Origin of the sequence: Desulforamulus aquiferis, assembly GCF_030577015.1 — a bacterium.
Classification (GTDB): domain Bacteria; phylum Bacillota; class Desulfotomaculia; order Desulfotomaculales; family Desulfotomaculaceae; genus Desulfotomaculum; species Desulfotomaculum aquiferis.
This window is the reverse complement of sequence record NZ_JARPTC010000005.1, coordinates 78,843-105,571: the sequence shown is the minus strand read 5'-3', so window position 1 is coordinate 105,571 and position 26,729 is coordinate 78,843. Positions and strand designations below refer to the sequence as shown.

Here is a 26,729-nt window from a genome sequence, read left to right as displayed (position 1 = left end):
ACTGGGTTGCCCACTAGTGCACCTTCCTAATCTTTATATAATTATACAAATTAGACCGCCGCTGCCTTCGTTAACAATTCTTTGGAGGGTTTCCTGCAATTTAACTTGAGCATTCTCCGGCATACGGTGAAGTTTATTTTGAATTCCCTCCCTAACCAAATCATGCAGGGTCTTGCCAAATATTTCTGACTCCCAAATCTTTTGGGGATTCTCATCAAACCCGGCCAGCATGTATTGAACTAATTCCTCACACTGTTTTTCGGTACCGATGATGGGTGTAATCTCTGTTGTAATATCCGCCCTGATTACATGTAGGGAGGGTGCACTGGCTTTAAGCTTAACACCAAAGCGGTTGCCCTGGCGAATTAGCTCCGGCTCCTCCAAATTCATTTCATCCAACCTGGGGGTAACCACTCCGTAGCCACTCTCCCTCACTTCCGTAAGTGCTGTAGATACCTTATCATACTCCCGCTTGGCTACAGCAAGATCCTTCATCAATCTAAACAGGTGGTGATCTCCTTCAATCTCAAAGCCAGTCTCTTCAGCCAGTACCCGATAGAATAGTTCAGCCCTTGCAACCATATCAATGGAGGCTGAGCCGGTACCCATATCCAGCTGTTTAAGATTAACCTGATGCACAAAATCATAGCCATCCAGGCTGGTTACCGCACTCTCTATATCCCTTAGGCGGCGAACATGACGGACAGTATCCCTAACTGCATCTTCAAAATTCTGCCTAAGCCAATGTTTGCTGTCAAGTTCTTCAATCCACATAGGCAGGCTTATATTAACCTCGTTAACAGGGAATTCAAAGAGAACCTGCTCTAATATTTTAAGTATGTCCTGCTGCTTTAATTCCGCACAATCAACGGGTAAAACAGGAACATCATACTTTTCTTCCAATTCCCCAGCCAACTCTAAGGTTTCACTATCACTTGGTCTGGTGGAATTCAGGATCATGATAAAGGGCTTATTTATATCCTTTAATTCTTCTACAACCCTCTCCTCAGCATCAACATAGCTATCCCTGGAAATATCAGTAACACTTCCATCGGTAGTTACTACCACCCCTATGGTGGAATGCTCAGAAATAACCTTACGGGTACCTATTTCGGCTGCTTCCTGGAAGGGAATTGGCTCTTCGTACCAAGGAGTGGTAACCATACGGGGTCCCTCTTCCTCTTCATAGCCCAATGCCCCGGAAACCCTGTAACCTACGCAATCTACTAATCTGACACGTAGTTTAATGGTGGGATTTACACTTATCTCAATAGCCTCATTGGGAACAAATTTTGGCTCTGTTGTCATAATGGTTCTGCCAGCCCCACTCTGGGGTAACTCATCCTTGGCCCGCTCTTTATCATATACATTCTTAATATTTGGAATTACCATAAGTTCCATAAATCTTTTAATAAATGTGGATTTTCCGGTCCGCACTCCGCCGACCACACCGAGGTAGATATCTCCCCCGGTCCGCTCCGCTATATCGCGGAAGATATCCAGTTTTTCCATAAACATTTATCCCCTCCTTCAAAGATATTATAAATATTAGGGAAAATTATCTTGAAATACTGCATCCCTCCCCCGCGATAATGGACCGTAGAAGACTAAAATATTGATAGATGGTAGGAGGAAGGTAAGGTAGTCCCTTCTTCCTGAATTTTTTTCCAATGGCATACATTAACATTATATATATATGAGCTTGTGCCAGGTTTATGACGGAATAATTTAGATTTTGGTTAACTAAATGTTCAAGCTACTTACTTATTGATTAAAGATATTTTGGTTTTGTCCCTTTATGCCTGTCCATCTAAAATCGTAATAATTAATAAATAGACATTAATACCTATTTTGAAAAAAATTGTCACAAAACCCCCTAATTTACCATATATTTACTACAAATATGATTATAAAAAAGGAGCGAATAATTATGGGTTACGGATTTGGTCCTTGGTATGGTGCACCCGTAAAAAAACCTGTTCAGGAACAGCCCAAAGCAAAGCCCCCTGTACAGGAAAAACAGCCCCCTAAAAAGCAAGAGAAAAAATATCCCCAATTCCCCTTTAATTTTGGTCCCTTTATGCCTAATAAGAATTGGAACAAAAAGTAACAGCACAAAAAAAACACAGGCAGGGCCAACGGCCCTGCCTGTTATCTATTCTAATACTGTACAGCTAACTTTACTAAATGCAATCTCTTCTAATTCAAGCTTTTTACCTCGGCCCATTAAATTCATAACACCCACCCTAGGGCTTTGGCTCTCAAATAATACTTGATAGATTTGTTCTGTAATAGGCATTTCTATACCCTGCCTCTTGGCTAAATGCCAGGCACCTCTGGTGGTTCTAACTCCCTCCACCACCATTTTAACACTTTCTACTGCCTCTTCCAGACTTTTGCCTTTGCCTATTTCAATGCCACATCGGCGGTTGCGGCTATGCATACTGGTGCAAGTAACAATTAAATCCCCTACACCTGCTAACCCGGAAAAGGTTAGGAAGCTGGCACCCATACTTAAGCCCAGCCTGGTAATCTCTGCTAGACCTCTGGTCATCATGGCAGCCTTGGTGTTGTCACCGAATTCAAGCCCATCGGCAATACCTGTGCCTAGGGCAATAATATTTTTCAAGGCTCCACCCAGTTCTACTCCCACAAGGTCCTGGTTTGTGTAAACTCGAAAACTCCCAGTCATAAATAAATCCTGGACATACTCAGCCGCAGGTATCTCGCTGGAGGCAGCCACCAGGGCAGTAGGAATATTTTTTCCCACTTCCTCTGCATGGCTTGGCCCAGAGAGCACCACATAACGTTTAAGGGCTTCCTCCCCTGCCTCCTCTGCAAAAACTTCGGACAGCCTAAGCAGAGTGCTTTCCTCCAACCCCTTAGCCACATTTACCACAGTGGATTTAGGATTAATATAAGGAAGGGACTTTACTAACATTTCCCTGAAACAATGAGACGGTACACCAAACACCACCGCCTCAGCCCCATTCAAAACCTTCTCCATATCTGTATCTGCGGAAATATTAGGGTGAAGACTGATCCCAGGAAGGTACCGACTGTTTTCACCACCGTTTATTATGTCAGCTAAATCCTGCCTCCGGGCTAAGAGGCAAACAGAATTATCTTTAGGAGCCAACACCTGGGCCAAAGCTGTGGCCCAACTTCCTGCTCCAATGACAGCAATTTTGGCCATGTCTAACTCCCCCAATCATTAGCCTTTTTTGCCAATTTTAAACTCAGTCCCCTGCCATAACCTCTTTATATTTGATCTATGCTTATAAACTGCAAAGGAGGATACCAGGACAGAAAAGATAAGATAATTAACATTGTAATCCATGGCATACACCCAAAGGGGCAAGGAAATAGCCCCTAAAATTGAACCTAGAGAAACATACTTAGTTAGTCCCACCGTTGATGCCCAAACCAGAAAGCTGAGCAGTAAGGGCACAGGGGCAATGGCCAGTACAGCACCAGCCCCGGTGGCAATAATTTTACCCCCTTTAAAGCCTAGCCACAGGGGATAACTATGTCCCACCATCACCAGTAAAGCAGAAAACAGAACCGCAAAGTCTGTATATTCTAGCTGCTTAGCCAGCATAACAGCTGCCGTACCCTTTAGCATATCTAGTATAAGAACAACCATTCCAGGACCCTTTCCCAGGGTCCTCCATACATTAGTAGCGCCAATATTACCGCTACCAAATTTTCTAATATCTATCCCTTTCCAAAAACGAGCCAGCAAGTAACCAAAGGGTATAGAGCCTATTAAATAAGCTGCTAATCCTAGCAATAAAGCATTTGTGCTAAACAAGTCTATTCCTCCGAATAGGGGACTATTCTTTTACTTATTTTCTCCCCTGACAATAAGATGATTTGCTTTAATACTTAATAAACACTACTGTTCCTTGGCTTCCCTCTTGCGGAGGAAAATTCTGATGGGGGTTCCTTCGAAGCCATAGGTATCTCTTAATTTGTTTTCCAGGTAGCGCTGGTAAGAAAAATGCATTAATTCAGGATCATTTACAAACAAAATAAAGGTTGGGGGTTTAACACCGCCCTGGGTAACATAGAAGATCTTAAGCCTTCTATGCTTATCTGCCGGTGGTGGAGTAGCCTGGGTGGCCTCCCTGATTAAATTATTCAAATCGGCTGTGGCTACCCTGCGGCTGGCTTCCTCTGCCACAAAATCAACCATGTCTAAAATCTTTGGCAGGCGCTGCTTAGTCAAAGCAGATACATAAATTATAGGAATATAATTTAAGAAGGTAATCTCTTCACGAATTTTCCTTTCGAATCTATTCATGGTCTTATCATCTTTAACAACAAGATCCCATTTGTTTACAACCAAAACAATGGCTTTACCCTTTTCATGGGCATAGCCCACTATTTTTTTGTCCTGCTCAGCCACACCCTCGGTGGCATCAAGGATCATCAAGGCTACATCGCACCGGTCCACTGCCCTTAGGGCTCTCACCACACTATATCTTTCGGCAGCTAGATCTATACGGTTTCTCCTTCTCATCCCGGCTGTGTCTACAATGACATAGCTCTTACCATTTCTCTCGAAGGGAGAATCTATTGCATCCCTGGTTGTTCCAGGAATGTTGCTGACTATTACCCGCTCTTCACCAAGTATGGCATTGACCAAGGACGACTTACCAACATTAGGCCTACCTATTACTGCAATTCTAATGGTGTCTGGTGAATATGGGTCATCCTCCTGCTCAGGCAACAGTTTTACCAACTCATCCAATAGATCACCGGTATTTAATCCCTCTGAAGCCGATACAGGAACAGGATCACCTAACCCCAGTTGATAAAAATCATAAAAGGGTATTTTTGAGGCATCGAATTGTTCAACCTTGTTGGCCACCAGCAACACTGGCTTGTCAGCTAAACGAAGCTGCTTGGCAACCTCCTCATCAATGATTGTTAGACCCTCCCGGGCATCTACTAAAAAGATAATGGCATCGGCCTCCCTTATGGCTAGCTCGGCCTGCTTCCTTATCTGTTCGGTTATTACATCTTCCGCAAAATCCAATCCACCTGTATCTACTAAAGTAAATTCACGGCCCTGCCACTCGGCATCCTGATAAAGCCTATCCCTGGTAACCCCAGGCATATCCTCTACAATGGCAATTCTTGAGCCTACAATACGATTAAATAATGTTGATTTGCCTACGTTGGGACGTCCCACAATGGCAACTATTGGCTTTGACAAGGGTGCTCCCTCATTTCTATGCTGCGTTTTATGTAAACTAAATTTTTAATCCCTGTAATAAAAGTTTGACCAGTTAACCCTACCTTTAATCCAATATTTCTCTGACTAAATCCTCTGGTCCCTCTGCCACACTTATTGGTATGCCTAATTTTACTGAGAGTTGGTCCACAGTCATATCGTCCAAAAAGATATCCTCCCCATCCCTCAGCATTACGGAAGGCAAGACCAGTTTACTTCCCAGTTCTTTACCATCTAATGCATGTATAATATCCCCGCCTGTTACCAGGCCCGTTACAGTGACAGTTTTGCCAAAAAATGAGTTTTCCACCGCCTCAAGCTTTACCTCTAACCCGTTGATTTTATTTAGCCTCTTAACCACCGGGTTTAAGACCACTGCGCCGGACACGCCTGTGGTCAGTGTGATAACCCGGGGAGGTGATATATTGTCCGGTAGTTCCTGTTCCACGGCTTCCCATTCCTCAAGAAACAGTCTAACCAATCCTACCCCGTTTTCCGTTTGCGGGAAGTCTCCGTACCGTTCGTAAGGAGGTATTGGACGATTAGCAATGAGGTAAAACTCATCGGAGGCATAAACAAAGGGATATTCCCGATCTGCTAAAAACTGCTGCTGGTATGCTTCAATTAAATCTATTACCTGCCCCGCTTCCTCACGGTTAAAGGGTCTCAAGGGATAAAGTCCCTCTCTATATCTGGTTATCCCTACAGGCACCACAGCAAGGGAACACACCTGGGGCCAAAGCCGGGACAGATCATCTATGGTTCTCTTAAGTTCATCCCCGTCATTAATCTCCGGACAAAGAACCACCTGGGTATGCATTTCTATATCTGCCTGGGTTAGCCGTTCAAGCTGTTCAATGATTTTTCCCGCATGCCGGTTGTTTAACATACGGCAGCGCAATTGGGGATTGGTAGTGTGCACAGAAATATATAGTGGGCTAAACTTTTGGTCAATAATTCTTTGCAGTTCCTTTTCACCAACATTGGTAAGGGACACAAAATTACCCTGCCAAAAGGAAAGACGATAATCATCATCCTTAATATACAAGGTTTCCCTCATGGAGGGGGCCATCTGATCTACAAAACAAAATAGACACCGGTTGTGGCATCGTCTGGTGGGGCCGAAGGAATTTTCGCCAAAATCCAGCCCCAGATCCTCATCATAGTCCTTCTCTATCTCCAACTCCCATTCCTCACCCCTCTGGGTGATAATGGTTGCCACTAGCTCTTCATTTGCACATAAAAAGCGGTAATCCAAGACATCCCGAACGGGTTCCCTATTTATGTAAACCAGCTTATCCCCTGGTTTTAAACCAAGCTCATCTGCAATACTTCCTGCTTCAACTTCAGAAATAATTAATCCATTATGTTCCATAAAATTCTCCCCTGACTTACTGCAACAATTATCCACCATTTGCCAGACATAGTCAAGGATTTAACGTTTAACGCTGAACGATTAGTAAAGTACCGTTTCCCAGATCATGAACTGTAGCATGCATGATATTGGCAACATGCCTGGCCAACTGCTGCATGTCCTCCTCATCCTTGGCAAAAATTATGGGCATATCGCCTCCAACACTATCCTCATTAATAGTTATAGCCAAAACTAGGTTTGGATTAGACAGCTTTGACACCTCCCCTGTAGTTAATCAGAAGCATAGCGTCCAGCCTTGCTTTTCAACGGTCGCGCCGCTGCACTTTCCAATACAGGTGCTTGCTTAACTGCCTCAATTAAGGCCTCCATATCAGGTTCATTAGGGAGAATATAAAAGCCAACCTGACCAGTGTCTGGATCTTTCCTAAGCATGGGTGTAAATTCCGGCAGATCAATATCCTTTTTAGTTCCTAGGATGGTTGCTGCGGTGTGGGCGATGGCTATCCTTTGTCCCATGTCGTGTATGGTAGCCCTGGCATCGTCATTTTTGGGTTTAATAATTACCCCTAGTCCTTCCCCGGCAATTTTTTCACGCCTTTCCTTCAAACCAACAGACATAATCCCAATATGATCAACCATTAAAATAGTATTTTTAAACTTTAGTTTAGCTGGTTCCACGTCGCAAATATCCCCAATGGTATTGCCCGTTTTAAGTAGAAGACTTAATAGTATAAGTACAATGCCTCCGGCGAAGCCAGCTAATGTCCCTAAGGTTTGGGTAATCAAGGCTGTAACAAAGGCAGTGGCCATAACTAAATAATTCCGTGCCTCAAAGGTTCGAGCAATACCCTCTATGTAATCTTTGCCTCGCTCAACCAACTCACTTTCTTCAAGACTTTCCAGAGTCTGCCTTTCCATATTTCTTATTTCCCTAAATTGCTGGGCGGCCAAGGCTAAAAAGGTAAAGGCAGTGTAATCCGGCTCCAGCAGAGCTGGCACCGCAATGGCCCCCAGGGCAGCTGCAATAAAGCCCAGGGAAAGGTGTGTGACAAAACCGTGGGGATAGCCAGGATATTGGCGATAATCAACCCTTAAAAGTGCTAACCTGGTAACAAACCCAGCTGTAATGCCACCTACAACCACTATTAAGTACTGTTCCATAAGATACCCCCTCAGAAAGGTACGCTAAAGTTGTACACACTTCACTGATATAGAACTGCCGCCTCCCTGGGAAGGCGGCAGCGGTAGTCTTAATCCTCGGTTACATCGTCTCTATGATCAGCCACAGCTCGATCAGCCACATTTTTCTTAGACTTTTCCTTAGTGGAGTCAGGTTTCTTGCCAATACGATTCCTTATAGGGCCAAGATAATTAGTAAACTCCTTACCAATGTTGCTAAGTCTATCCGAAGCCCCCTTCAGGCTGCCGGTGCTGATGAGTAGAAAACCACCGCCAACCAACAGGGTCAGGCCTAAAATCCAACCAACTGCCCGCCAGCCACCTCCTTCACCGCCAGTAATAGCCGGCTCTGGAGTCTGTGCCCCGGCGGCAGGTCCTCCTTCAATACCAAGGACAGTTGGCACTGCATCTGCAAAAAGAGCCACACCTCGCTCAGCCTGTTCTTTGGTATTGGTATGGGTCCCGGCCTCTATCAGTAGTGCTGTTGGCATCAAATCCTGGTTATAGTTGCCCCTAGCCATGAAAATCTCTTTTACTATATCCGGGTGCACCTTATTGGCATAGGCCATCATTCTTCTGGCAAAGTCTAAATTTGCCTCCATGTTCGGGTTTTGCCTTCCGATAACTAGCCTCAATTGGCTAACATCCGTATCAGAAATATTTGCCCTGTAGAAATTGGGATCAGGAATACCATCCCGGTGAACGTCTATCAAAGCAATTGGATTTTGCTCCAGCAGCTTCATGGACGTGCGGCGTGACCTTTGATAGGCCGCATTATCATGGGGATCGTGGGGCGTCTTATCATATAATATTTGTGAGCCGCTTTTTTTCTCCAGCCTATTCACAAAGGTCTGACCCACATCGTAAATGCCACCGTTAAAGGGAACACTTTCCGAACCATCGGAAGGAACATATGATTCAGCACTATGGGTGTGATACACACCCACGGTTCCATTTTTTCTGGTGGCTGCAGCCATTTCTAATCTATCGTCGGTAAAATAATCCTGCCAGGCTAAAAGCCTATTATCCTTACCAAGGGATTTTACAGTGGCCAGATCCTTATCCACCTTTACCACCTTATAATGCTGCCCTTTAGAATTTATAATTTCATCTCCAACTGCTACCCCTCGACAGGCTTGACTAATTGCTTTACCTTCTTCATCTAGAATATTAACTACTTTACCCACCATGTGGTCCCCGTCTTCACCTTCTAAAAACGCAGCCGGATTCCAGGCAGGTAGGATTCCAGGAGAAAAGCTCAGATGAGCAATTATCCCTATTCCTATCAGCATCATGCCGATACTTAAAGCCCTGGTGATTTTTTTAATCTTCATAACGGTCGACCTCCTCCCGTTCCCGGCCCCTTGGATTTTCTCTCTTTTCCTCTGTTTCTTTATCCCTTTTTTCTTTTTTACGCAATTCAGGTTTCCTTAGTCCCGCTAACAGGGCTTCTGGTTTTCCCTCCGACGAAGGACCACCCTGTAGCCTTTCCCGGGTTTCACCGATCAAGTCGGCTAAAAGAATTGCGAAGATACCGGAAATTACAATGGCATCAAAGGCTCCAGCCCCACCAATACTTTTTAGGGCATTGGTGGCATTGTTTTGTAGAAGATAATAATAGTTGGCCACATCTACCAAAATTACCCCTAAAGTGGCACCGATAAAGGCACTACGCCTCGAACGTCCTGCTATATAGGCTACAACCGCCGCAATTATCGGATAGACATATAGGGTATCTAATATACCAAACCTTCCTCCCGGCTCAGGAAGACCTGCCATCAGCCGAGAGCCAATAAACCAAATAATAACGGCGGTTAGGCCAGTGGCAATAAGAGCCCTGGTAACCTCCTTGCCTGTACCGGCCCTGGCAAGCAGATAGATTGCGAGACCCAATGGCACCAAGGCCCCTCCCAGGTTAATCTCTAAGGGCACCCTGGCCCCAGGTATCGGAATGTTAATAAAACTACCAACGATAATAGCTAAAATAACTGCCAGAGCACCCTTATCGGAAAGTCTCATTCGATCCAAGGCCCTTTGGGCAAAACCAAAAAAGATTAACACAGATACGGCAATTAGCACGATAAGTCCCAGCGGAAAACGATCCATAAACCTGCCTCCTTTGGATGTAATTCTAAAAATTAGATTTCCCTTCGGTTGGCAAATTATACAGATTTAAAATGTGATAAGTAATTTAATCTAGTTGTATAAATAAAAACGGCCCACCTTATAAAAGATGGGCCGTTTTACCAAAATAAATTATTGTTCCTTCTTAAACATATCTCCAAAAACATCTCCCAAGGTGAGGTTGTCTTCCTTTACTTCCTCAACCTTAGGTTCAGCCACTTCTTGCTTGGACTGACGTGGCTCCCTGGCAGGTCGTGGCTCGCTGTTAACCTCACGGATGGACAAGCGAATGCGTTTTTCAACAGTATCAACACTTAATACTTTTACGCTAACCTCTTCACCCTCGGTTACTACTTCATCAGGCTTGGCCACATGGCGGTCTGCCAGATGAGAAATATGCACCAGACCTTCTACCCCAGGCTCCAATTGAACAAAAGCACCAAAGGGAGCCAGTCTAACAACTTTAGCCGGGAACACATTCCCTACGGGATATTTTTCTTCGATATTATCCCAGGGATTAGGTAAAACCTGCTTTAATCCCAGGGAAATCTTTTCGTTATCCCGGTCTATTTTCAGAACCATCACCTCTAACTCGTCCCCAACCTGGACAACATCCTGGGGATGATTTATCCGATGCCAGCTCATTTCAGAAATATGCAGAAGACCGTCCACACCACCCAGATCAACAAAGGCTCCGAATTGGGTTAACCGGCGAACAACACCCTTAACTACCTGACCCTCCTGCAGGTTTACCAGCAGTTCTTCACGTTTACGGGCATACTCTTCAACCAAAACTGATTTACGGGAAACAACAACCTTCTTACGCTGTTTGTTCATCTCCACAACCCGTACTTCAATCTCTTGATTTAAGTACTTGGTAAGGTCTTCAACATAGCCCCGATCAACCAGAGAGGCTGGCAGAAAAGCGCGCACACCAACGTCTACCAAAAGTCCACCTTTAACTGCCTCCCGGACAACCCCTTTGATGATGGTTCCGTTATCCATGGCTTGTTCCAGTCCACCCCAGGCCTTTTCAGCATCTGCTCGCTCTTTGGACAGGATTAAATTCCCTTCCTTGTCCTCTGCTTTAATTACAACACACTCTATTTCATCCCCTACCTTTACTACCTCTTGGGGATTATCTACTCCGTAACAGGCTAATTCCTTCCTGGGAATAACACCTTCAGATTTGGCGCCTACATCCACCATTACTTCGTCCATACTAACCTGAACAACAATGCCTTTTACTAATTCTCCTGTTTGAGGAGCTTTTACCTCCATTGCTTCGCTCATACTTTCTTCACCGTTAGTCATTTCGTCCAACTCCTTCATCCTTCTTTTAACCTCCTCTATAATTACGTCAGGTGTTGAAGCACCTGCTGTTAGCCCAACTGTATCAGCCCCTCGAAACCACTCATCCTGCAGTTCCTCTGCAGATTCTACATGAAAGGTGGGAGTGCCTGTTTCACTGCAGATCTTTGCCAACTTTTTAGTATTGGCGCTATTCTTTCCTCCAACAACCACCATTATGTCTACATTTTGGGCTAACTCCAAGGCCGCCTTCTGCCGTTCACCAGTGGCGTGACAAATGGTGTTGCGGGCATCCACCTCTATTCCCTGCTTTTGTAGCGCCTCCACAACCTCCTGATAATTGGCTATGGGCTGAGTGGTTTGAGCTACCAAGCCTACTTTAGAATGTTCCACCCGACTTATTTCCTGAGCCTTTTCTACAACGATACCCTTATCCCTTGACCAGCCTAAAATCCCCTGGACCTCAGGGTGGCCTGGATCCCCAAGAATAAAAACGATTAAGTTCTTATCCGCCATTTCCTTAGCATAACGCTGGGCTCTAGCCACAAAGGGACAGGTCGCATCAATCAATTCCAAGCCCTTTTGTTTTATTTGCTCAAGTATCTCAGGTCCAACTCCATGGGATCTGATAATAATTGTGCCATCCGCAATGTCATCTAAACAATCAAGTTCATTTATACCCTTGTCAGCCAGGTCTTTTACTACCTGGGGATTATGTATGATAGGTCCCAGGGTAAAGATGGAACCTCCCTTTTCCCCAGAGGTTTTTAGAGCCATTTCAATGGCTCTCTTAACCCCGTAACAGAAACCAGCCTTATTAGCCATCCTGACTTCCAAACCAATCCCCCTTAGAAAACACTTATTAAGCACCTGACTTAGTTTGGTCAGATTTTATAGCTGTTTCAATTGAACCCATTACCTGCATACTAAGTTCTTCCAGTTCTTCTCTACCTGGACGACTGTGCCATAATTCTGGAAAATAAACCGGTTCACCGATCACAACAATTATTTTTTTAAACAAACCCTCGGTTCCAATTATAGCCATAGGAAGTATGGGCACATCAGCCTTTACCGCCAGCATGGCAGCTCCAATATGGGGTTTTAATAATTCCCCCGTTTTACTCCTGGTCCCTTCAGGAAAGATCCCAACAACCCTACCTGCCTGCAATAGCTCTAAAGCCATTCTAATGGCGTTACGATCTGATTTTTCACGATTAACAGGAAAGGTACCTACAGTTCTTAAAAAAGCTGCCAGTAGAACATTTTTAAATAGCTCAACTTTAGCCATAAAATGAACCTGTCTGTTAATGGCACAGCCCATTACAATGGGATCAAGGTTACTAACATGGTTCGCCACCACCACTAACCCGCCGGTGGCAGGAATATTCTCTTCCCCAATAACTCTCGGTCTGCGCCAAATTAAAAGGGCAAATCGTATAACAACCCGGAGAAATGAATAAAACATTATTTTCCCCCTACTTATCCTTCTCCACCAGGTCTATCATCATATTTACAACACTTTCAATGCCTAAACCTGAAGAATCAATAACTATGGCATCAGCAGCAGGCACCAGAGGTGACACTGCACGGTGACTATCTGTATAGTCGCGTTCTTGTATTTCCCTGGTTAATTTTTCTATATCAATAGTATATCCCTTTGTTGCTAACTCCGAAGCCCTTCTACGGGCCCTCTCTTCAGGTGATGCTGTCAGAAAGAATTTATAATTAGCTCGGGGTAAAACAACTGTACCTATATCCCTTCCATCCATCACGACACCGCTTTTTTCAGCCAATCGTCTTTGCTGTTCTACCAAAATAGCCCTGACTCCTGAGATTTGAGCTATTTTAGATACATTAAGGCATACTTCTGGGTAGCGAACCGCCTCGGTGACGTCCTCACCATCCATGATAACTTGCTGTTTGCTGCCAGCAACCAATTCCACATTGGTTCTTCCTGCTAATTCAGTTAAGGCCGCAGGATTATCGGTCCTAATCCCTTCCCGTAGGGCTTTTAAAGTAATGGCACGATACATAGCCCCTGTGTCAATATATAATAGTCCCAATTTTTGGGCAACCATTCTGGCAACTGTGCTTTTACCCGCTCCGGCCGGGCCATCTATAGCAATAGTTTTATGATTAGACAACGGAAAACCTCCATAATAAAGAACCTCGGACATACCTATAGATTTTTCGACGCTTTTGATTAAATTCCTTTATTTTGAGCAAAAAAGCCAGAAGAGGAAATTCTCTTCCAGCTTTATTATTCTACTCCCAATAATTTTAATGCATCAGCAAAACCGGGATAACTCACAGGAATGGCTTCCGCACCTTCCACTATTGTCTGCCCCTCGGCCACCAGACCGGCAACAGCAGCGGCCATGGCAATTCTATGATCACCAAAGCTTTGACAACGGCATCCCTTTAAACTATTGCCACCTTCAATGATCATGCCGTCTGAGCGTTCTTCGATTTTCACTCCAAACTTACCCAGTTCCCTGGCTACCACAGCAATCCGGTTGCTTTCTTTAACCTTCAGCTCAGCTGCGTCCTTGATGATGGTAGTCCCCTTGGCACAGGCTGCAGCCACAGCTAATACCGGGATCTCGTCTATTAGTCTTGGTATTAGACTGCCCGAGATTTCTGTTCCCTGCAGGCTGCCGCCCTGAACCCTAACGTCTGCCACTGGCTCTCCATTCTGCTCCCTGAAATTCTGGATCTCCACCCTGGCTCCCATATTATTCATTACATCAAGTATCCCATCCCTTGTAGGGTTAATCCCTACTCCCTTAATGATGATATCTGAGCCGGGTAAAATAGCCGCCGCCACTATAAGAAAGGCAGCTGATGAAATGTCCCCGGGAACCTGTATTTTTCTCCCCTTAAGCTCGGGTCTTCCCTTGAGCTTTACTGTAGTACCCTCTCGAACAACCTCTGCCCCCAGGGCCTTCAACATGCGTTCAGTATGATCCCTGGATACCGTTGGCTCAGTGACTGATGTTTCACCTTCGGCAAATAAACCTGCCAATAGTACCGCCGACTTAACCTGGGCACTGGCCACCTGGGAGTAAAATTCTATGGCCTTTAATTTACCCCCCCGGACAGCCAAGGGCAATAAGTTATTATTATCCCTGCCAATAAATTTGGCACCCATTTCTGTAAGGGGCTTGGTTACCCTGGCCATGGGACGTCCCTTTAGGGAATCATCCCCTGTCAAGATACTGCTAAAGGGCTGTCCAGCTAAAATACCCAGTAATAGTCTGGTGGTGGTTCCTGAATTACCTGCATCTAAAATATCCGCCGACTCTTTAAGTCCCTCTAATCCTACGCCCTCTATAGTTAATTTCTCTCCATCCAGGCCAGCAATCTTAACTCCCATAGCTTTAAAGCAGCCTACAGTGGCCAGGCAATCCTCTCCCATGAGAAAATTCTCTACTTCCGTTGTTCCCTGGGCTAAGGCCCCCAGCATTACTGCCCGGTGGGAGATTGATTTATCACCTGGAACCGATATTTCGCCTCTAAGTTTTTTTACAGGATTGATTATTAGCTCCATTTTACCCTCTCTCTTTTTGTTTATTATTTAATCCTGCTAACATACTTGCGGTTTTCCGGCAGGGATTCCCTTACCTCCCTGGCCCTGATTAAACCCGATACTAAATCTTCCCGATTAAAATTTATAATAGCCTGTTCCATTTCCTCCAACTGGAAGCGAAATTCCCTTACGGATTGGAGGACCATTTCCCGGTTAGTTAGAAGAATATCCCTCCACATATTTGAATTGGAAGCAGCTATTCTGGTGGCATCCCTAAATCCCCCACCTGCCAGCTTTAATAACCCTCCACAGTCATCGTCCGCTGCCACAGTATTGACCAGGGTAGCTGCCAATAAATGGGGAAGGTGGCTAATTAAAGCCACCGCCCGATCATGCTCTGCCGGTTCAAGTTCCAGCACCTTGGAACCCAGGGCATGTGCAAAATCCTTGAGGGAATTAATAGCGCTTATCTCTGTGTTAGCTGTTGGTGTGAATACATAGGTTGCTCCATCAAACAGATCTTCCCTGGCCCCCGTTACCCCGGTAACTTCAAGGCCGGCCATGGGATGTCCTCCCACAAAATAGCTATCCTGGGGCAACATCTGTTCCGCCCTTTCTATCAACCGCCCCTTTACGCTGCCCACATCTGTGATAATGGTGCCAGGCGTCAAATAAGGGATAGCCATTTCTAGAATCCCAAGGGTTACCCCGATGGGTGCCGCAAGGATAAATAAATCTGCCCCGGGTAAAGCCTCAGCCAGGGAATCTGCCCTATGCACCACCCCCAAGGCCAGGGCTTTGTTCAAGTTATCCCTATCCGGATCAACTCCCACAATTTCTTTGGCCAGATTTCTCCGGGTCAAGGCTAGGCCCAATGAACCGCCAATTAAGCCAACTCCCGCAATAACTACTTTATTAAACAAGCCGTTACCCTCCTAAATACCCTGGGGTACTCCTAATCTCCTGCCAAAAACACCTGCCACTCCATTCAATTCCTTCATTAAAGCTTCAAAATTTGAGGGGGTAAGGGATTGGGGCCCGTCGCAAAGGGCCTCCGCCGGATTGGGATGCACCTCAATCAGCAGACCGTCAGCACCTGCTGCCACTGCAGCCGCCGCCATGGGAGCAACAAATCTCCATTTACCTATGGCGTGACTGGGGTCAACAATCACCGGCAGATGGGATAGATGTTTTATTACAGGGACTGCCGACAAATCAAGGGTATTTCGGGTAAAGGTTTCGTAGGTTCTGATTCCCCGCTCACATAAAATAACATTGTAATTACCGCCGGCCATGATGTACTCAGCAGCCATTAGCCATTCCTCAATGGTTGCCGAAACTCCCCTTTTTAGAATCACTGGTTTATTAACCTTGGCCACTTCCCTAAGCAAGAAAAAATTTTGCATATTTCTGGTGCCAATTTGCAGCACATCAGCATACTCAGCCACCATGGGTATAGTACTGGCATCCATTACTTCAGTAACTATTTTTAAGCCTGTTAAATCTCTGGCTTCTGCTAAAAGCTTCAGCCCTTCCTCTTCAAGCCCCTGGAAGGAATAGGGTGAAGTCCTTGGCTTAAAGGCCCCTCCCCGAAGCATGGTAGCCCCAGCTGCCTTGACCAGCCGTGCAGATTCCAAAAGCTGTTCTCTGCTTTCCACAGCGCATGGCCCGGCCATAACTTGTATTTCCGAGCCACCCAGTTCAAGATCACCGATCTTTACTATGGTTCCCTCTTCCTTAAAGGCTCTGCTGGCCAACTTATAGGGCTGCAAAATAGGTACAACGCTTTCCACCCCAGGCATAGCCTCCAGGGCTAAATCAGCCATCCTTGTTCTATCTCCTATGGCACCAATTATAGTTCTCTCAACTCCTCTGGAAAGATGGGTTTTAAAACCCGCCTTCTTAAGTCTTTCAAGCACTACTTCAATTTTATTATCATCAGCCCTATGGCCCATAATTACAATCATAATTGTTATCCTCCTTTGAATTCCCTAAGGTTAATATAACCAAAACAAATTAGAAAAAGCACCCCATAGAGAGTGCCCTAGTCACTAAAATAAGACATAGATATCCCTCCTTACCATACTACCGTTCTACACAATAAATAATTTAAAGCCCATTCTACACCTCTATGTTATCACTGGCTCTGCTCCCTGGCAATTATCTCTTGCAAAATACATAAATTTTTGTGTTTTATGCCTGTGTAATGTACAATATTGTTAATGTTTTTAATATGGAAGATTATGTGAAGGGAGTAATCATAGTGGTACTGTCAGATAAAATTGCTTCTTTTTTAACTAAGGGTTCTTTCATTCGTAAGATGTTTGAGGAGGGAGACCGTCTCCGAAAAATACACGGAGCCGATAAGGTCTTTGATTTCACCATTGGCAACCCAACGGTGGAGCCCCCGCAAAAATTTCGCGATGAGTTAAGAAAATTGGCACTAAACCCAGAGCCAGGCATGCACCGTTATATGAGCAACGCCGGCTATCTTGAAACAAGGGCTGCTGTGGCGGAAGTCCTTGCCGAACAGTCAAGCTTGCCCTTTAGTCCTAATCATATAGTTATGACCGTTGGTGCAGGTGGCGGTCTAAACGTTGCTTTCAAAACCATTCTAAATCCCGGAGATGAAGTAATCGCCCTATCTCCCTACTTTGTAGAATATGGCTTCTATGCGGATAATCATGGTGGCATCCTAAAGGTTGTACCCACCGACAAGGACTTTCTCCCTGACCTAGCTGCCCTAGAAGCAGCCATTGGCCCGAAGACCAGGGCAATTATCATAAACTCACCCAATAATCCGACGGGAGCAGTTTACCCTGCCCATTTACTTGAACGCCTTGGTCGGCTGGTAGAGCAAAAATCCGCAGAAAATGGACGACCCCTTTATGTGCTTTCCGATGAGCCCTATTCAAAAATTGTTTACGATGGAGTTGAAGTTCCTTCTGTATTCAAGTATATAACCAATGCAATCCTGGTAACCTCCCACAGTAAAGATTTGGCCCTGCCCGGGGAACGTATAGGGTACATCGCGGTAAATCCCAACATTAAAGGTGTTAATGAATTAATGGATGGCCTTATCTTCTGCAACCGTACCCTAGGCTTTGTAAACGCGCCGGCCTTGATGCAGCGATTAGTGGCAGACTTACAACGGGAATCAGTGAATATTATGGAATATCAGGAAAAACGGGATCTGCTCTTAAATCACCTGACTTCCCTTGGTTTCGATATCTTTAAACCCCAGGGTGCCTTTTATCTTTTCCCAAAATCACCCCTTGAAGATGACATGGAATTCACCCGTAGAGCCCAGGCCTATAATATCTTAGTGGTCCCCGGCAGCGGCTTTGGATTGCCCGGTTATTTCCGTCTAGCCTATTGCATAGACAAGGACATAATCGAGAAATCTTTACCCGCTTGGACTGCCCTGGCCCAGGAATTGGGCTTGAAATAAGCACTAAAATACCCTACACCAATAAGGTGTAGGGTATTTATTTTATTATAGGAAGTCCCCCGTTTCATTCCTCCTAATTCTAGTAGACAAGTCAGTTTCAGGGACTAAATACCATTTATCTTTTTCAGGCTAACTGTAACATTTTCTTGACCAAACTCTTATTATGTATCAAGGGTACCCACAAATTTTAATTTTTTAGGAGGCGTTAAAAATGGGAGGTTATGGTGGTTCAAACTCTAGCTTTATTATTTTCTTGATTTTAATTCTTTTATTATTCAGTGGTCCTGGCTTCGGCACCTACGAGGCTGACTAATAAAACACCAGGGATAAAAAATTTTTAAGGAGGTAACATAATGGGTTACGGTATTGGTGGTTTCGGTGGCGGCAATCAGTCCTTTATTATTTTCTTGATTCTTATCCTTCTGCTCTTTGGTTCTTCCCCCTACGGCACCTATGAAGCAGAGAAGTAGGTCTTTGACCTAAATAGCTGGTCATATTAAAGGGGTCCTGTAGTAAAAACTACAGGACCCCTTTAAATTACTTAATATCTAATCGGCAAGGTCGGGCCTTAGGCCAACTGCATTCCGAAGGTATATATGCTTTATTTCTTGCTGGGCCTTGTCGGTATTTACATGCAATAAAACTCTAATACATCTTGGTAGCGAGCCAACTACATCTAATTCCTGAGCACATAGTAGTGGTACAAATTGCCAACCCAGGGATCTTGCAGCCCTTGCAGGAAAAGCAGTATCTAAATCCTTTGTCACCGTAAAAAAAACGCTGCAAATATCTTCTTCCTCTAGTTGATTGCTTTGAACAAGCTCCCTTAATAGCTCTCTGGTTGCTTCAATAATCTCCTGTGCATCATTCCGTTCTACCGTAATTGCTCCCCTTATTCCCCTTACTAATGAACCCATACTACTAAACCCTCCCACAAATAAAACTAAATTAGAAGCTGGATACCGCCCTGTGTCCTAATCCAATGGCAACTTCATCTAGGTGCAAAAGCCCAACCCCAAAGAATACTGCCACACTGATGTGGTCTGCCTGCCGAGCAATGCCAATTTTACCCCCAACATTTAACCCCACAGCCTTAGGCATGATCATCGAAAGGGCTTCCCTGGTGGCACCGGCGACTGCCCCCTCATCGGCATGCACTTCCTTAATTACCCCTTCTCTCTTGGCTGCAACCACCGCTCTTTCAATGATACGATTAACAGAAGAAATGAAGTCACCACCATAATCCACAGCGGCAGTGCGAATGCCATCAGATAAAAATTTAGTCTTATATTCCTTTTCCTGATCTCTAGTTTCTGTCATAGCCATTTCAATGGCTACCCGGGCCACTTTTCTGCTTCCATGGAGACCCAATCGCAACCCCCCTATAAAAATAGCACTCCCATTAGGAACCCATGGGGTGCTTAGATTATATTACAGCCTCTCAGCAAATGCAATGTATACCCTTACTTGAGCAGCTTGACTTCTCCCAGGACTAAAATATTCTGTTGTCCGGAAATTTCGACGCCCTTTTCGGGAACAACAATTTTATTACTGGTTTCTAAAACTTTAACCTTCACTGAATGACGGTAAAAGCTGGTATCCACTTCGAGCAGATCACCGTCAGCCACCGAAAGGGTTACATAGGGATGGGTAAAATCTCCCTTTACTTGTCCGTTCACCAAAACCCTTGCCTTAGGTAAGGTTGAATAGTTGACCAATTGTAAAATGATTGTGGTATCAGCTACCTCAGCATAGGACATAGCCTGGGCATCAGAACCCACTTGGTCTATTACTCCTTGGTAAGGTGTTCTAACATGGGTAAGCTGTAAAACCACCAGGAAAACCAAGCAAATCCCAACAACAGTCAGCAAGTATCTTTCAAGGGATTTTTTGTTCCAAAAATCATTAAACCTTTGCATTCCACCGCCTCCTACAAAAGTTGTATATGCGGCAGACTGCCAATATATTCCTATCACTAGCGACTGTTATATTTTCGATCTAACAAGGACCTGTAAACCCTCATTTCTTCCGCCACCCTAAATAATAGTCTTTCCACATCATATTTGGAAAGGGATAGGTTTGGTGGATCGATAATTTCTATTTTGCGGAAGTCATCCCTGGCAATAAACCTGACCACATCTTCCAAATTTTCCGCCCTGATCATTAACACCACCGGAGCATAGGCTACCTCGTTATTGGTCACTTCATCACGGACCGTATATACTTCAGCACTGACATCAATATCTTCCACATGAATACCCTGGATAGGGACATTCCTAAAGACCGCCACTTGCTGTTCCCTAATATCTTCAGCAGCCTTATCACTTTGTTTGCCGCCAAAGATAAATCTACCCGGTTTGCCAACTCCTCTAAAATCCATACGAACTTTAACCTTCAAGGGCTTATGCATAATATCTTCATTTTGTACACTCAAAAGGATTACCCCCTCACACTTGCCTAAGAAAACTAAGCTTAGTTATTCTATTTAGTGAGGTGAAATCCCTGCTAACTATTACCAATTGATTTCATTAGAACCACATAAAGGACAGATATCAAAATATTTTTCCGGTTCTTCAAAGGCCTCCTGGGCATCGTCCAAGCTAGCTCCCTGGCACTCCATGGTGGTGAGCTGCCCATTCCGGTTAAAGTTAGCCAGCAAACCCCAAGGGGGTGCGGCTGCAGTCTCTGTGCTGGGGGCAAATTGGGAACTGGCTAAACTCTCATGGTTTCCGCAATTCCTGCAATATGGCATAATTAAATTCCTCCGCAAAATAAGATAGTTTAATTAATCTATAATATTGCCATAGCAGAAAACATTTTATGCCCAATTACAGGAAAAAAGCCTCCTCAAGGGAAGCTAATCTCTTTATCTTGATTTATTATTCTTTTTACTAAAAGAACTTTTCCCCCGTGAGGTAAATCTCTTTCCTTCACCTCTGTCAGACTTGAGGCCTCCTACTTTGCCAGGAACAGCTTCTGCTTTATCTTTTTCGAAAAACTTCTTTCTATCGTTTCTTTTCCCCCTAAGACCACCTGGGTTGTCCTTCCTTGTTTCTGTTTTATCCTTTTCAGCCAACCTATTCCTATGGTTTCCTTTACCTCTTAAAGCGCCTGCATGGGTAGATTTTCTATTTGGTTGATCATTAAGATAATTTCTTGTGACCAATGACAGCTTTACTGTCCTGCTTGCCCCCTTTAATTCTTCTTCCCGGGAGCTTAGTTTAATTCCTGCCAGTAAAAATACTTCCCTCAGTTCCTTTTGAGTAAGGGGGCGAAATTGTCCTGGCTTCAAACCTTCAAGATTTAATGGGCCAACCCTGGTTCTTTGCAGGCGTAAAACCTGATAGCCAATATGTTCACACATCCGTCTGACCTGCCGGTTGCGTCCTTCATGTATGGTTATCTCCAAAAGGGCTCGATTATCCGTTACACTGGCAAGCTTAACTTCCGCAGGGGCAGTGGGACCATCATCCAACTGTAGCCCCTTAGCCATAGAAGCTAGCTTTTCCTCTTCCGGAAGGCCGTCAACTCTAGCCAGATAGGTCTTCTTGACCCTGTGGCTAGGATGGGTAAGGGCCTGGGTGAGTTCTCCGTCATTGGTCAATAGTAGCAAACCCTCGGAGTCATAGTCTAGTCTACCTACAGGATATACCCTCTGGCTTATGCCAGACAATAATTCAATAACGGTTTTTCTACCCCTTTCATCTTTAAGGGTAGTAACATATCCCCGGGGCTTATTTAATAGAAAATAAACCCTTTGCTGTTCCTTTGGCAGTGGCTTTCCGTCTACCTCAATTTTATCCCCCAAAGGATTTACCTTGGTCCCAAGCTCTGTAACCACCTTACCGTTAACGCGAATCTTACCCTTAGTAATTAACTCTTCACAATGTCGGCGGGAAGCCACTCCTGCCCTAGCCAATACCTTCTGCAATCGTTCAAGCATCTTATTATGGTAACCCCTTTATGATTTATCATTATACTAGTATCATACCCTTACAGCATAAAACTAAGTCAACTCACTACTCCTATTCATTGGCCACACACTTTTCACATCGGGTAGCATTTATTACATTATTTTTTCTTTTTATGTGAGTAGACCACCATATCTATGCTCGTTCCCAATAAAATACCTACTGATATCCCAATAGCCACATTGCTAAATGCCGCCCCCAATCCCGCACCTAGTGCCAATCCTAATGGCATATAAATTATCTTACGTTTATTATTATCATACGCTTGTGGCAATATCAACGCCTCCATTATTTTTGTATTTAATGAACTATATCCTACACCACCCAAAGGTAGTATCTTTAAAAAGTTAAAATATCATACTGCATATGATAAGTGATGCTATTAAGGTGGTAAAATCTGCAGCCAGTCCTGAGGCTACGGCATACCTGTACCGACGTATGCCCACGGAACCAAAATAAAGGGTTAGGACATAAAAAGTTGTATCACTGCTTCCCTGCATTGTAGAGACAAGTCGCCCAATAAAGGAATCAGGTCCATGGGTCTTTATCAAGTCCGTAGCAATACCCAGGGCCGCCCCCCCGGAAAGGGGCCTCATAACAGCATGTGGTAGTATATCTGCAGGGATGCCGATGATGCTTAAAACTGGGGATAAGCAGGCAGCCAGCAGTTCCATGGCCCCGGAAGCCCTAAAGATACTTACCGCAACCAACATACCAGTCAAAAAGGGGATGGTCTTAATTGCCGTTGAAAAACCTGCTTCTGCACCTTGAACAAAGGTCTCATACACAGGTACCCTTCTAAAAAATGCCATCAGTATTATAACCAACAGCATCATTGGTATGGCCCAGCGTGAAATCTGTGTGATTATCTCATACATGATTTCACCACCTGTTCCGATACATGCCACGAAGTACCCGGTCCGCCAAAATAGCCACTAACATGCCACAGCAGGTTGCGAATATGGTGGTTCCTACAATCTCGGTGGGGTCCTGACTGCCATAAAGGAGCCTGATGCCGATTACAGTGGTTGGAATTAAGGTGATACAACCGGTATTAAGGGCTAAAAAGGTACACATTGCTTCCGAGGCCGTATCCTTGTTCTTGTTCAGTTTTTGCAATTCCTGCATGGCTATCAACCCCATGGGGGTAGCAGCATTCCCCAGCCCCAAAATATTGGCACTAAGGTTCATGATTATGGCCCCCATGGCAGGGTGATCCTTAGGAACGCTGGGAAATAAAAAATGGGTCACCGGCCTAACTAGATATGCTAAAGCCCGGACAAGCCCCGCTGCCTCGGCCAGTTTCATAATTCCCAGCCAAAAGGTAATAATGGCAATCAGGCTGAGGGAAGTTTTTACGGCCACCTGTGCCCCATCCAAAGCTGCTTTAGTGACCACCTCAATTTGTCCGTTAAAGCCGGCCACAATAATTCCAAAAACAATCATGCCAAGCCAAACATAATTGACCAAAAATCTCTCCCCCCTTGTCCCCTTATGAGATTAATATGAGGGGGGTTGGCCATTTATTACTGTTCGTCCACAGGTAGGTAGATAGAGAAGCGTGTCCCACTACCCTCCTGGCTTTCCACTTCAATCCTTCCTTGATGCTTGTCTACAATGGAATAGGAAATGGACAAACCTAGCCCTGTTCCTGTATCTTTAGTAGTAAAGAAGGGAATGCCAATCTTCTTAAGATTAACTGGTGAAATTCCCGGGCCATTATCTATGATTTCTATACGTACCATCTTCTCTTTACTGATATAGGTTGTTGTCAGGGTAAGGGCTCCCCCCAGGCGCAGGGCCTGGAGAGAATTTTGGCACAAGTTTAGTAGAACCTGTTTAATCTGATTGGCATCCATAATCACAGGGGGAACATCCTTTAATTGTGTATTTACCTTTGTCCCTTGAAGAAATGCCTGGGATTCAAAAATACGCACAAAATCGTTAATCAGATCGTTAATTAAGCTAACCTTCTTCACAGGTGGTTTAGGTCTAGACAACTGTAGAAAGTGATTGATAAAACCATCAGCCTGGTCAATATCATTAATCATTATCTCCAGATATTCTTTTAACACCGCCTGGTCAATGGCCTGCTTTTCACTCATAAGCTGGGCAAACCCCCGGACTGAAGTTAGAGGATTGCGGATTTCATGAGCCATTCCCGCAGCCATTTGTCCTACAACTGCCAGTTTTTCCTGTTCCTTAATTCTCTCCTCTTGACGCCTTAGCTCTGTAACGTCGGTATAAATACCGATAACTCCCGCCACAGCGTTATTTTCATCAACCAACAAGCTAGTATTTACCAGCAGGTTTTTTCTCTCCCGATTATTTCTACACTTACATTCAATATTGGTAAAGGCAATGCCCTCACTGATAGTTTTTATTAATAGGGGCTCCTGGCGGGGGCATTTGTCTTGAAATAAACAATCAAAGGCCTTGCCATCTACCTCCTCAGATTTCAGATCCCAAATTTTTTCAGCGGCCTTATTAAAGAAGATGACTACTCCGTCCTTATTTAAAATCACTACCCCCTGGGACATGGAGTTAAAAATTATATCCCTCTGCTGTAATATTTGGTCCAAAACCTTACTGGTTTCCTTTAGTTGCCGTTCTACCAAATTTTGTCTCAAGCCAGCCTGTACCGCGGTGGCAACAGCCACTAACAGACTAAAGGTATAGGGGCTTTCAAAACCAGTAGGAGTAGTAATTTCAATAACCGCAATAATTTCTCCACTTATGTCAAAGATCGGTGCCCCAACACAGGACAATCTGTGAAGGGTTTGCACGTAATGTTCAGGTCCAATCACTGCTATGGGCTGCCCGGTTGCAAGAACAGTACCTATGGCATTATTCCCTACATACTTTTCGGCGAAGCATCGGCCAGGGGAGAGTCCCGGGCCAAAGGGGATGGGTTCCGGACCCGGCTCATTAATAGCCATCATAATATAGCCGTCCCGATCCGCAACTGAAATACAATATGACGTGCTATGGGTACTGACAGTCTTTTTTACGGTTTCAATGTGGGCATCCAGAAGCTTAAGGACCTCTGTCAGTTTACCCTGTCTATAGCTTAGCTCTTCCTTTGACAATTCTTCAATTCTTAGGTTATAGGGACTTATGCCTAAATCTGCGCACCTCTGCCAGGCCATTAATGTTTCGTTAAAAATCTTTTCCTGGCCTAGGGGTACTCCGTTAATAAACTTCTTCCATTTAGAGTACAGCTCCGACTGATCAAGCTGAGGTACAGATACTAATTCTTCGAAATCCTTCAAAATAAAAACCTCCATAAAGTATTGGAGAATTAAATAATTTTTTCGACATAAACTTATTATTACCTTTAAAAAAAAATTAGAAAGTCACATCTAAATCAAGTCCCTGCCAGCTTGATTTTAAGAGCATATTATATAGCAAAAAAGTGGGTTTCCCCACTTTTTAAAAAGTTATTATATCACTGGTGGCTGAGTCTGTGTATTTGTGGCTGTTTGATTTACACCACGGTTAAAAATGCCCTGTACTTGGTTCAGCATTTGTGGGGCAACATCGATCAGGCGGTCAAACAAGGCATGGCTATCATCTACAGGCAACAAGCGGATTTGTCCGTTGCCAACAACCAGGAAGCCCATGGGTTGCACCGATACCCCCGCACCACTTCCCCCGGCAAAGGGAGGTCCAGGAGCCTCACCTTCCTTCTTTCCGTTGGCTCCGGCTTGATAATCACCACCACCGGCGGCAAATCCACAGGCCACCCTTGAAATTGGAATGATAACACTGCCGTCGGGTGTTTCAACGGGATCCCCTACAACTGTGTTAACATCAACCATTTCTTTGATACTTTCCATGGCAGTCTTCATCAGGCCTTCTATGGGATGTTCTGACAAGTTCTGTTCACCCCCCGTCTCTTAACCATCTTCATAAATATTTTTACGCCAGTAACCATAATATTGCCAACTCGAATTTTAAATATGCAATTTATTGATGTCGAAAATTGTTCTTTGCGAAAATTAGGCTCAACACTAATCTTGGGGTTACCTGCATTGGCAAGTTTTCTATAAAAGGCAGAGATAATTCCCCCTTTAAAGGAGTATAAAAATCCTGTCAGGAAGCCAGTTACTGCCGCATCACCAGTACCTATTTTGGTATGCCACTCTAAGCAAGTAACGCGGATGTGACTAAGAAAGTAATCCGCTATTACCTTCATTTCATCAACTAAAGGCCACCATTGCTTAAACTTGCAAATTGCATCTTCCAAACTTTCAATACTAAATTTACCAGCCTTACCCAGCAACTCCCTGGAATTATCTCCCCCTGTCTCCAGCTCAGTTCTTGTGGTTAGTGATATGCCAGACAATTTGTTCTGAAGAGTCAGTACCGGGATTTCTATTTTATAATTTATAAAGCTCCATAGAAAGAACTCCACACTTATGGTATCATCCTCTTGCTCTCTAAAGTAGCGAAAGTGAATTATTAGATGGGAAAAGAGCACCAAAGCCAGTAACAGTCCCAAACCCAACGACAAATACAAAGTTAGCAGACTTTGGTCACTCCCC

29 protein-coding genes are annotated in these 26,729 nt (G+C 44.4%); 2 read left to right on the top strand and 27 right to left on the bottom strand.

Features of this window, described 5'->3' with window-relative positions:
- Positions 1–33: 33 nt before the first annotated feature.
- Entirely contained in the window at positions 34–1,512 is a 1,479-nt protein-coding gene (spoIVA, locus tag P6N53_RS04570; RefSeq protein ID WP_304541599.1) for a stage IV sporulation protein A, read from the bottom strand.
- 418 nt (positions 1,513–1,930) lie between these two features.
- Here spoIVA and P6N53_RS04565 point away from each other — a divergent pair, with 418 nt between their 5' ends.
- Positions 1,931–2,110, top strand: a complete 180-nt coding sequence (locus tag P6N53_RS04565) for a hypothetical protein (RefSeq protein ID WP_304541536.1) — start codon at positions 1,931–1,933, stop codon at positions 2,108–2,110.
- Between the two features lie 45 nt (positions 2,111–2,155).
- Here P6N53_RS04565 and P6N53_RS04560 read toward each other — a convergent pair whose 3' ends face one another.
- The 14 genes from P6N53_RS04560 to aroF all read right to left on the bottom strand — a co-directional run bounded on the left by P6N53_RS04560 (position 2,156) and on the right by aroF (position 16,727).
- Complete coding sequence (locus P6N53_RS04560; RefSeq protein ID WP_304541535.1) at positions 2,156–3,196, bottom strand: NAD(P)H-dependent glycerol-3-phosphate dehydrogenase; 1,041 nt, start codon at positions 3,194–3,196, stop codon at positions 2,156–2,158.
- An 18-nt stretch (positions 3,197–3,214) separates the two neighbouring features.
- Positions 3,215–3,814, bottom strand: coding sequence for a glycerol-3-phosphate 1-O-acyltransferase PlsY (gene plsY, locus P6N53_RS04555; RefSeq protein ID WP_304541533.1), 600 nt, complete (start codon positions 3,812–3,814; stop codon positions 3,215–3,217).
- 84 nt (positions 3,815–3,898) lie between these two features.
- Positions 3,899–5,224 (bottom strand): ribosome biogenesis GTPase Der, encoded by a 1,326-nt coding sequence (gene der / locus P6N53_RS04550; protein ID WP_304541532.1) that lies wholly within the window; start codon positions 5,222–5,224, stop codon positions 3,899–3,901.
- A gap of 85 nt (positions 5,225–5,309) precedes the next feature.
- On the bottom strand, positions 5,310–6,617 hold the full coding sequence (locus P6N53_RS04545; RefSeq protein WP_304541531.1) for a DUF512 domain-containing protein: 1,308 nt from the start codon (positions 6,615–6,617) through the stop codon (positions 5,310–5,312).
- Between the two features lie 67 nt (positions 6,618–6,684).
- Positions 6,685–6,876, bottom strand: a complete 192-nt coding sequence (locus P6N53_RS04540; RefSeq protein ID WP_304541530.1) for a capping complex subunit for YIEGIA — start codon at positions 6,874–6,876, stop codon at positions 6,685–6,687.
- Positions 6,877–6,887: 11 nt separating this feature from the next.
- Positions 6,888–7,778, bottom strand: a complete 891-nt coding sequence (locus tag P6N53_RS04535) for a YIEGIA family protein (protein WP_304541529.1) — start codon at positions 7,776–7,778, stop codon at positions 6,888–6,890.
- An 89-nt stretch (positions 7,779–7,867) separates the two neighbouring features.
- Entirely contained in the window at positions 7,868–9,130 is a 1,263-nt protein-coding gene (spoIIP, locus tag P6N53_RS04530) for a stage II sporulation protein P (RefSeq protein ID WP_304541527.1), read from the bottom strand.
- Entirely contained in the window at positions 9,120–9,902 is a 783-nt protein-coding gene (locus tag P6N53_RS04525; RefSeq protein ID WP_304541525.1) for a DUF1614 domain-containing protein, read from the bottom strand. The genes spoIIP and P6N53_RS04525 overlap by 11 nt, the downstream gene beginning before the upstream one ends.
- 150 nt (positions 9,903–10,052) lie before the next feature.
- Positions 10,053–12,068: a bifunctional 4-hydroxy-3-methylbut-2-enyl diphosphate reductase/30S ribosomal protein S1 gene (locus tag P6N53_RS04520; RefSeq protein ID WP_304541524.1), complete on the bottom strand. Its 2,016-nt coding sequence runs from the start codon at positions 12,066–12,068 to the stop codon at positions 10,053–10,055.
- 25 nt (positions 12,069–12,093) lie between these two features.
- Positions 12,094–12,696: a lysophospholipid acyltransferase family protein gene (locus tag P6N53_RS04515; RefSeq protein ID WP_304541523.1), complete on the bottom strand. Its 603-nt coding sequence runs from the start codon at positions 12,694–12,696 to the stop codon at positions 12,094–12,096.
- 10 nt (positions 12,697–12,706) lie between these two features.
- Positions 12,707–13,375, bottom strand: a complete 669-nt coding sequence (cmk, locus tag P6N53_RS04510) for a (d)CMP kinase (protein ID WP_304541522.1) — start codon at positions 13,373–13,375, stop codon at positions 12,707–12,709.
- A 116-nt stretch (positions 13,376–13,491) separates the two neighbouring features.
- Positions 13,492–14,781 carry a 3-phosphoshikimate 1-carboxyvinyltransferase gene (gene aroA, locus P6N53_RS04505; RefSeq protein WP_304541521.1) on the bottom strand — a complete coding sequence of 430 codons (1,290 nt, stop codon included), beginning with the start codon at positions 14,779–14,781 and terminating at the stop codon, positions 13,492–13,494.
- A gap of 23 nt (positions 14,782–14,804) precedes the next feature.
- The gene (locus P6N53_RS04500; protein ID WP_304541520.1) at positions 14,805–15,683 is read right to left on the bottom strand and encodes a prephenate dehydrogenase; all 879 of its coding nucleotides are present in this window, start codon (positions 15,681–15,683) and stop codon (positions 14,805–14,807) included.
- A 12-nt stretch (positions 15,684–15,695) separates the two neighbouring features.
- The gene (gene aroF, locus P6N53_RS04495) at positions 15,696–16,727 is read right to left on the bottom strand and encodes a 3-deoxy-7-phosphoheptulonate synthase (protein WP_304541519.1); all 1,032 of its coding nucleotides are present in this window, start codon (positions 16,725–16,727) and stop codon (positions 15,696–15,698) included.
- Between the two features lie 296 nt (positions 16,728–17,023).
- On the opposite strand from aroF, the gene P6N53_RS04490 reads away from it, so the two are divergent.
- Entirely contained in the window at positions 17,024–18,211 is a 1,188-nt protein-coding gene (locus P6N53_RS04490; protein ID WP_304541598.1) for a pyridoxal phosphate-dependent aminotransferase, read from the top strand.
- A 548-nt stretch (positions 18,212–18,759) separates the two neighbouring features.
- Here the strand turns inward: P6N53_RS04490 and aroH are convergent.
- From aroH to P6N53_RS04430, 12 genes are all read right to left on the bottom strand, one after another.
- On the bottom strand, positions 18,760–19,128 hold the full coding sequence (aroH, locus tag P6N53_RS04485) for a chorismate mutase (RefSeq protein WP_304541518.1): 369 nt from the start codon (positions 19,126–19,128) through the stop codon (positions 18,760–18,762).
- A 31-nt stretch (positions 19,129–19,159) separates the two neighbouring features.
- Positions 19,160–19,582 carry a HutP family protein gene (locus P6N53_RS04480; protein WP_304541516.1) on the bottom strand — a complete coding sequence of 141 codons (423 nt, stop codon included), beginning with the start codon at positions 19,580–19,582 and terminating at the stop codon, positions 19,160–19,162.
- Positions 19,583–19,674: 92 nt separating this feature from the next.
- The gene (locus tag P6N53_RS04475) at positions 19,675–20,130 is read right to left on the bottom strand and encodes a hypothetical protein (RefSeq protein ID WP_304541515.1); all 456 of its coding nucleotides are present in this window, start codon (positions 20,128–20,130) and stop codon (positions 19,675–19,677) included.
- A gap of 56 nt (positions 20,131–20,186) precedes the next feature.
- A complete protein-coding gene (locus P6N53_RS04470; protein ID WP_373322983.1) occupies positions 20,187–20,621 on the bottom strand; it encodes a hypothetical protein in 435 nt (144 codons plus the stop codon).
- Positions 20,622–20,723: 102 nt separating this feature from the next.
- On the bottom strand, positions 20,724–20,963 hold the full coding sequence (locus P6N53_RS04465; protein ID WP_304541513.1) for a hypothetical protein: 240 nt from the start codon (positions 20,961–20,963) through the stop codon (positions 20,724–20,726).
- A gap of 114 nt (positions 20,964–21,077) precedes the next feature.
- Entirely contained in the window at positions 21,078–22,154 is a 1,077-nt protein-coding gene (locus P6N53_RS04460) for a pseudouridine synthase (RefSeq protein WP_308447258.1), read from the bottom strand.
- 128 nt (positions 22,155–22,282) lie between these two features.
- Positions 22,283–22,456, bottom strand: a complete 174-nt coding sequence (locus tag P6N53_RS04455; protein ID WP_304541512.1) for a glycine zipper domain-containing protein — start codon at positions 22,454–22,456, stop codon at positions 22,283–22,285.
- Between the two features lie 73 nt (positions 22,457–22,529).
- Positions 22,530–23,060: a spore maturation protein gene (locus P6N53_RS04450; protein WP_304541510.1), complete on the bottom strand. Its 531-nt coding sequence runs from the start codon at positions 23,058–23,060 to the stop codon at positions 22,530–22,532.
- Positions 23,061–23,064: 4 nt separating this feature from the next.
- Complete coding sequence (locus tag P6N53_RS04445; RefSeq protein ID WP_304541509.1) at positions 23,065–23,652, bottom strand: nucleoside recognition domain-containing protein; 588 nt, start codon at positions 23,650–23,652, stop codon at positions 23,065–23,067.
- A 56-nt stretch (positions 23,653–23,708) separates the two neighbouring features.
- A complete protein-coding gene (locus P6N53_RS04440) occupies positions 23,709–25,454 on the bottom strand; it encodes an ATP-binding protein (protein WP_304541508.1) in 1,746 nt (581 codons plus the stop codon).
- Between the two features lie 171 nt (positions 25,455–25,625).
- A complete protein-coding gene (ytfJ, locus tag P6N53_RS04435; RefSeq protein WP_304541507.1) occupies positions 25,626–26,060 on the bottom strand; it encodes a GerW family sporulation protein in 435 nt (144 codons plus the stop codon).
- Positions 26,042–26,599 carry a DUF2953 domain-containing protein gene (locus tag P6N53_RS04430; RefSeq protein WP_304541506.1) on the bottom strand — a complete coding sequence of 186 codons (558 nt, stop codon included), beginning with the start codon at positions 26,597–26,599 and terminating at the stop codon, positions 26,042–26,044. Before P6N53_RS04430 ends, ytfJ begins: the two co-directional genes overlap by 19 nt.
- Positions 26,600–26,729: the final 130 nt, after the last annotated feature.

Coding starts and splice junctions, on each gene's coding strand:
- aroH (WP_304541518.1), bottom strand. CDS start 19,128: ATGGGTTCATTAGTAAGGGGAATAAGGGGAGCAATTACGGTAGAACGG.
- P6N53_RS04560 (WP_304541535.1), bottom strand. CDS start 3,196: ATGGCCAAAATTGCTGTCATTGGAGCAGGAAGTTGGGCCACAGCTTTG.
- spoIVA (WP_304541599.1), bottom strand. CDS start 1,512: ATGGAAAAACTGGATATCTTCCGCGATATAGCGGAGCGGACCGGGGGA.
- P6N53_RS04470 (WP_373322983.1), bottom strand. CDS start 20,621: ATGCATAAGCCCTTGAAGGTTAAAGTTCGTATGGATTTTAGAGGAGTT.
- P6N53_RS04450 (WP_304541510.1), bottom strand. CDS start 23,060: ATGTATGAGATAATCACACAGATTTCACGCTGGGCCATACCAATGATG.
- aroA (WP_304541521.1), bottom strand. CDS start 14,781: ATGGAGCTAATAATCAATCCTGTAAAAAAACTTAGAGGCGAAATATCG.
- P6N53_RS04465 (WP_304541513.1), bottom strand. CDS start 20,963: ATGCCATATTGCAGGAATTGCGGAAACCATGAGAGTTTAGCCAGTTCC.
- P6N53_RS04460 (WP_308447258.1), bottom strand. CDS start 22,154: ATGCTTGAACGATTGCAGAAGGTATTGGCTAGGGCAGGAGTGGCTTCC.
- P6N53_RS04535 (WP_304541529.1), bottom strand. CDS start 7,778: ATGGAACAGTACTTAATAGTGGTTGTAGGTGGCATTACAGCTGGGTTT.
- aroF (WP_304541519.1), bottom strand. CDS start 16,727: ATGATTGTAATTATGGGCCATAGGGCTGATGATAATAAAATTGAAGTA.
- P6N53_RS04475 (WP_304541515.1), bottom strand. CDS start 20,130: ATGCAAAGGTTTAATGATTTTTGGAACAAAAAATCCCTTGAAAGATAC.
- P6N53_RS04565 (WP_304541536.1), top strand. CDS start 1,931: ATGGGTTACGGATTTGGTCCTTGGTATGGTGCACCCGTAAAAAAACCT.
- P6N53_RS04515 (WP_304541523.1), bottom strand. CDS start 12,696: ATGTTTTATTCATTTCTCCGGGTTGTTATACGATTTGCCCTTTTAATT.
- P6N53_RS04545 (WP_304541531.1), bottom strand. CDS start 6,617: ATGGAACATAATGGATTAATTATTTCTGAAGTTGAAGCAGGAAGTATT.
- P6N53_RS04525 (WP_304541525.1), bottom strand. CDS start 9,902: ATGGATCGTTTTCCGCTGGGACTTATCGTGCTAATTGCCGTATCTGTG.
- spoIIP (WP_304541527.1), bottom strand. CDS start 9,130: ATGAAGATTAAAAAAATCACCAGGGCTTTAAGTATCGGCATGATGCTG.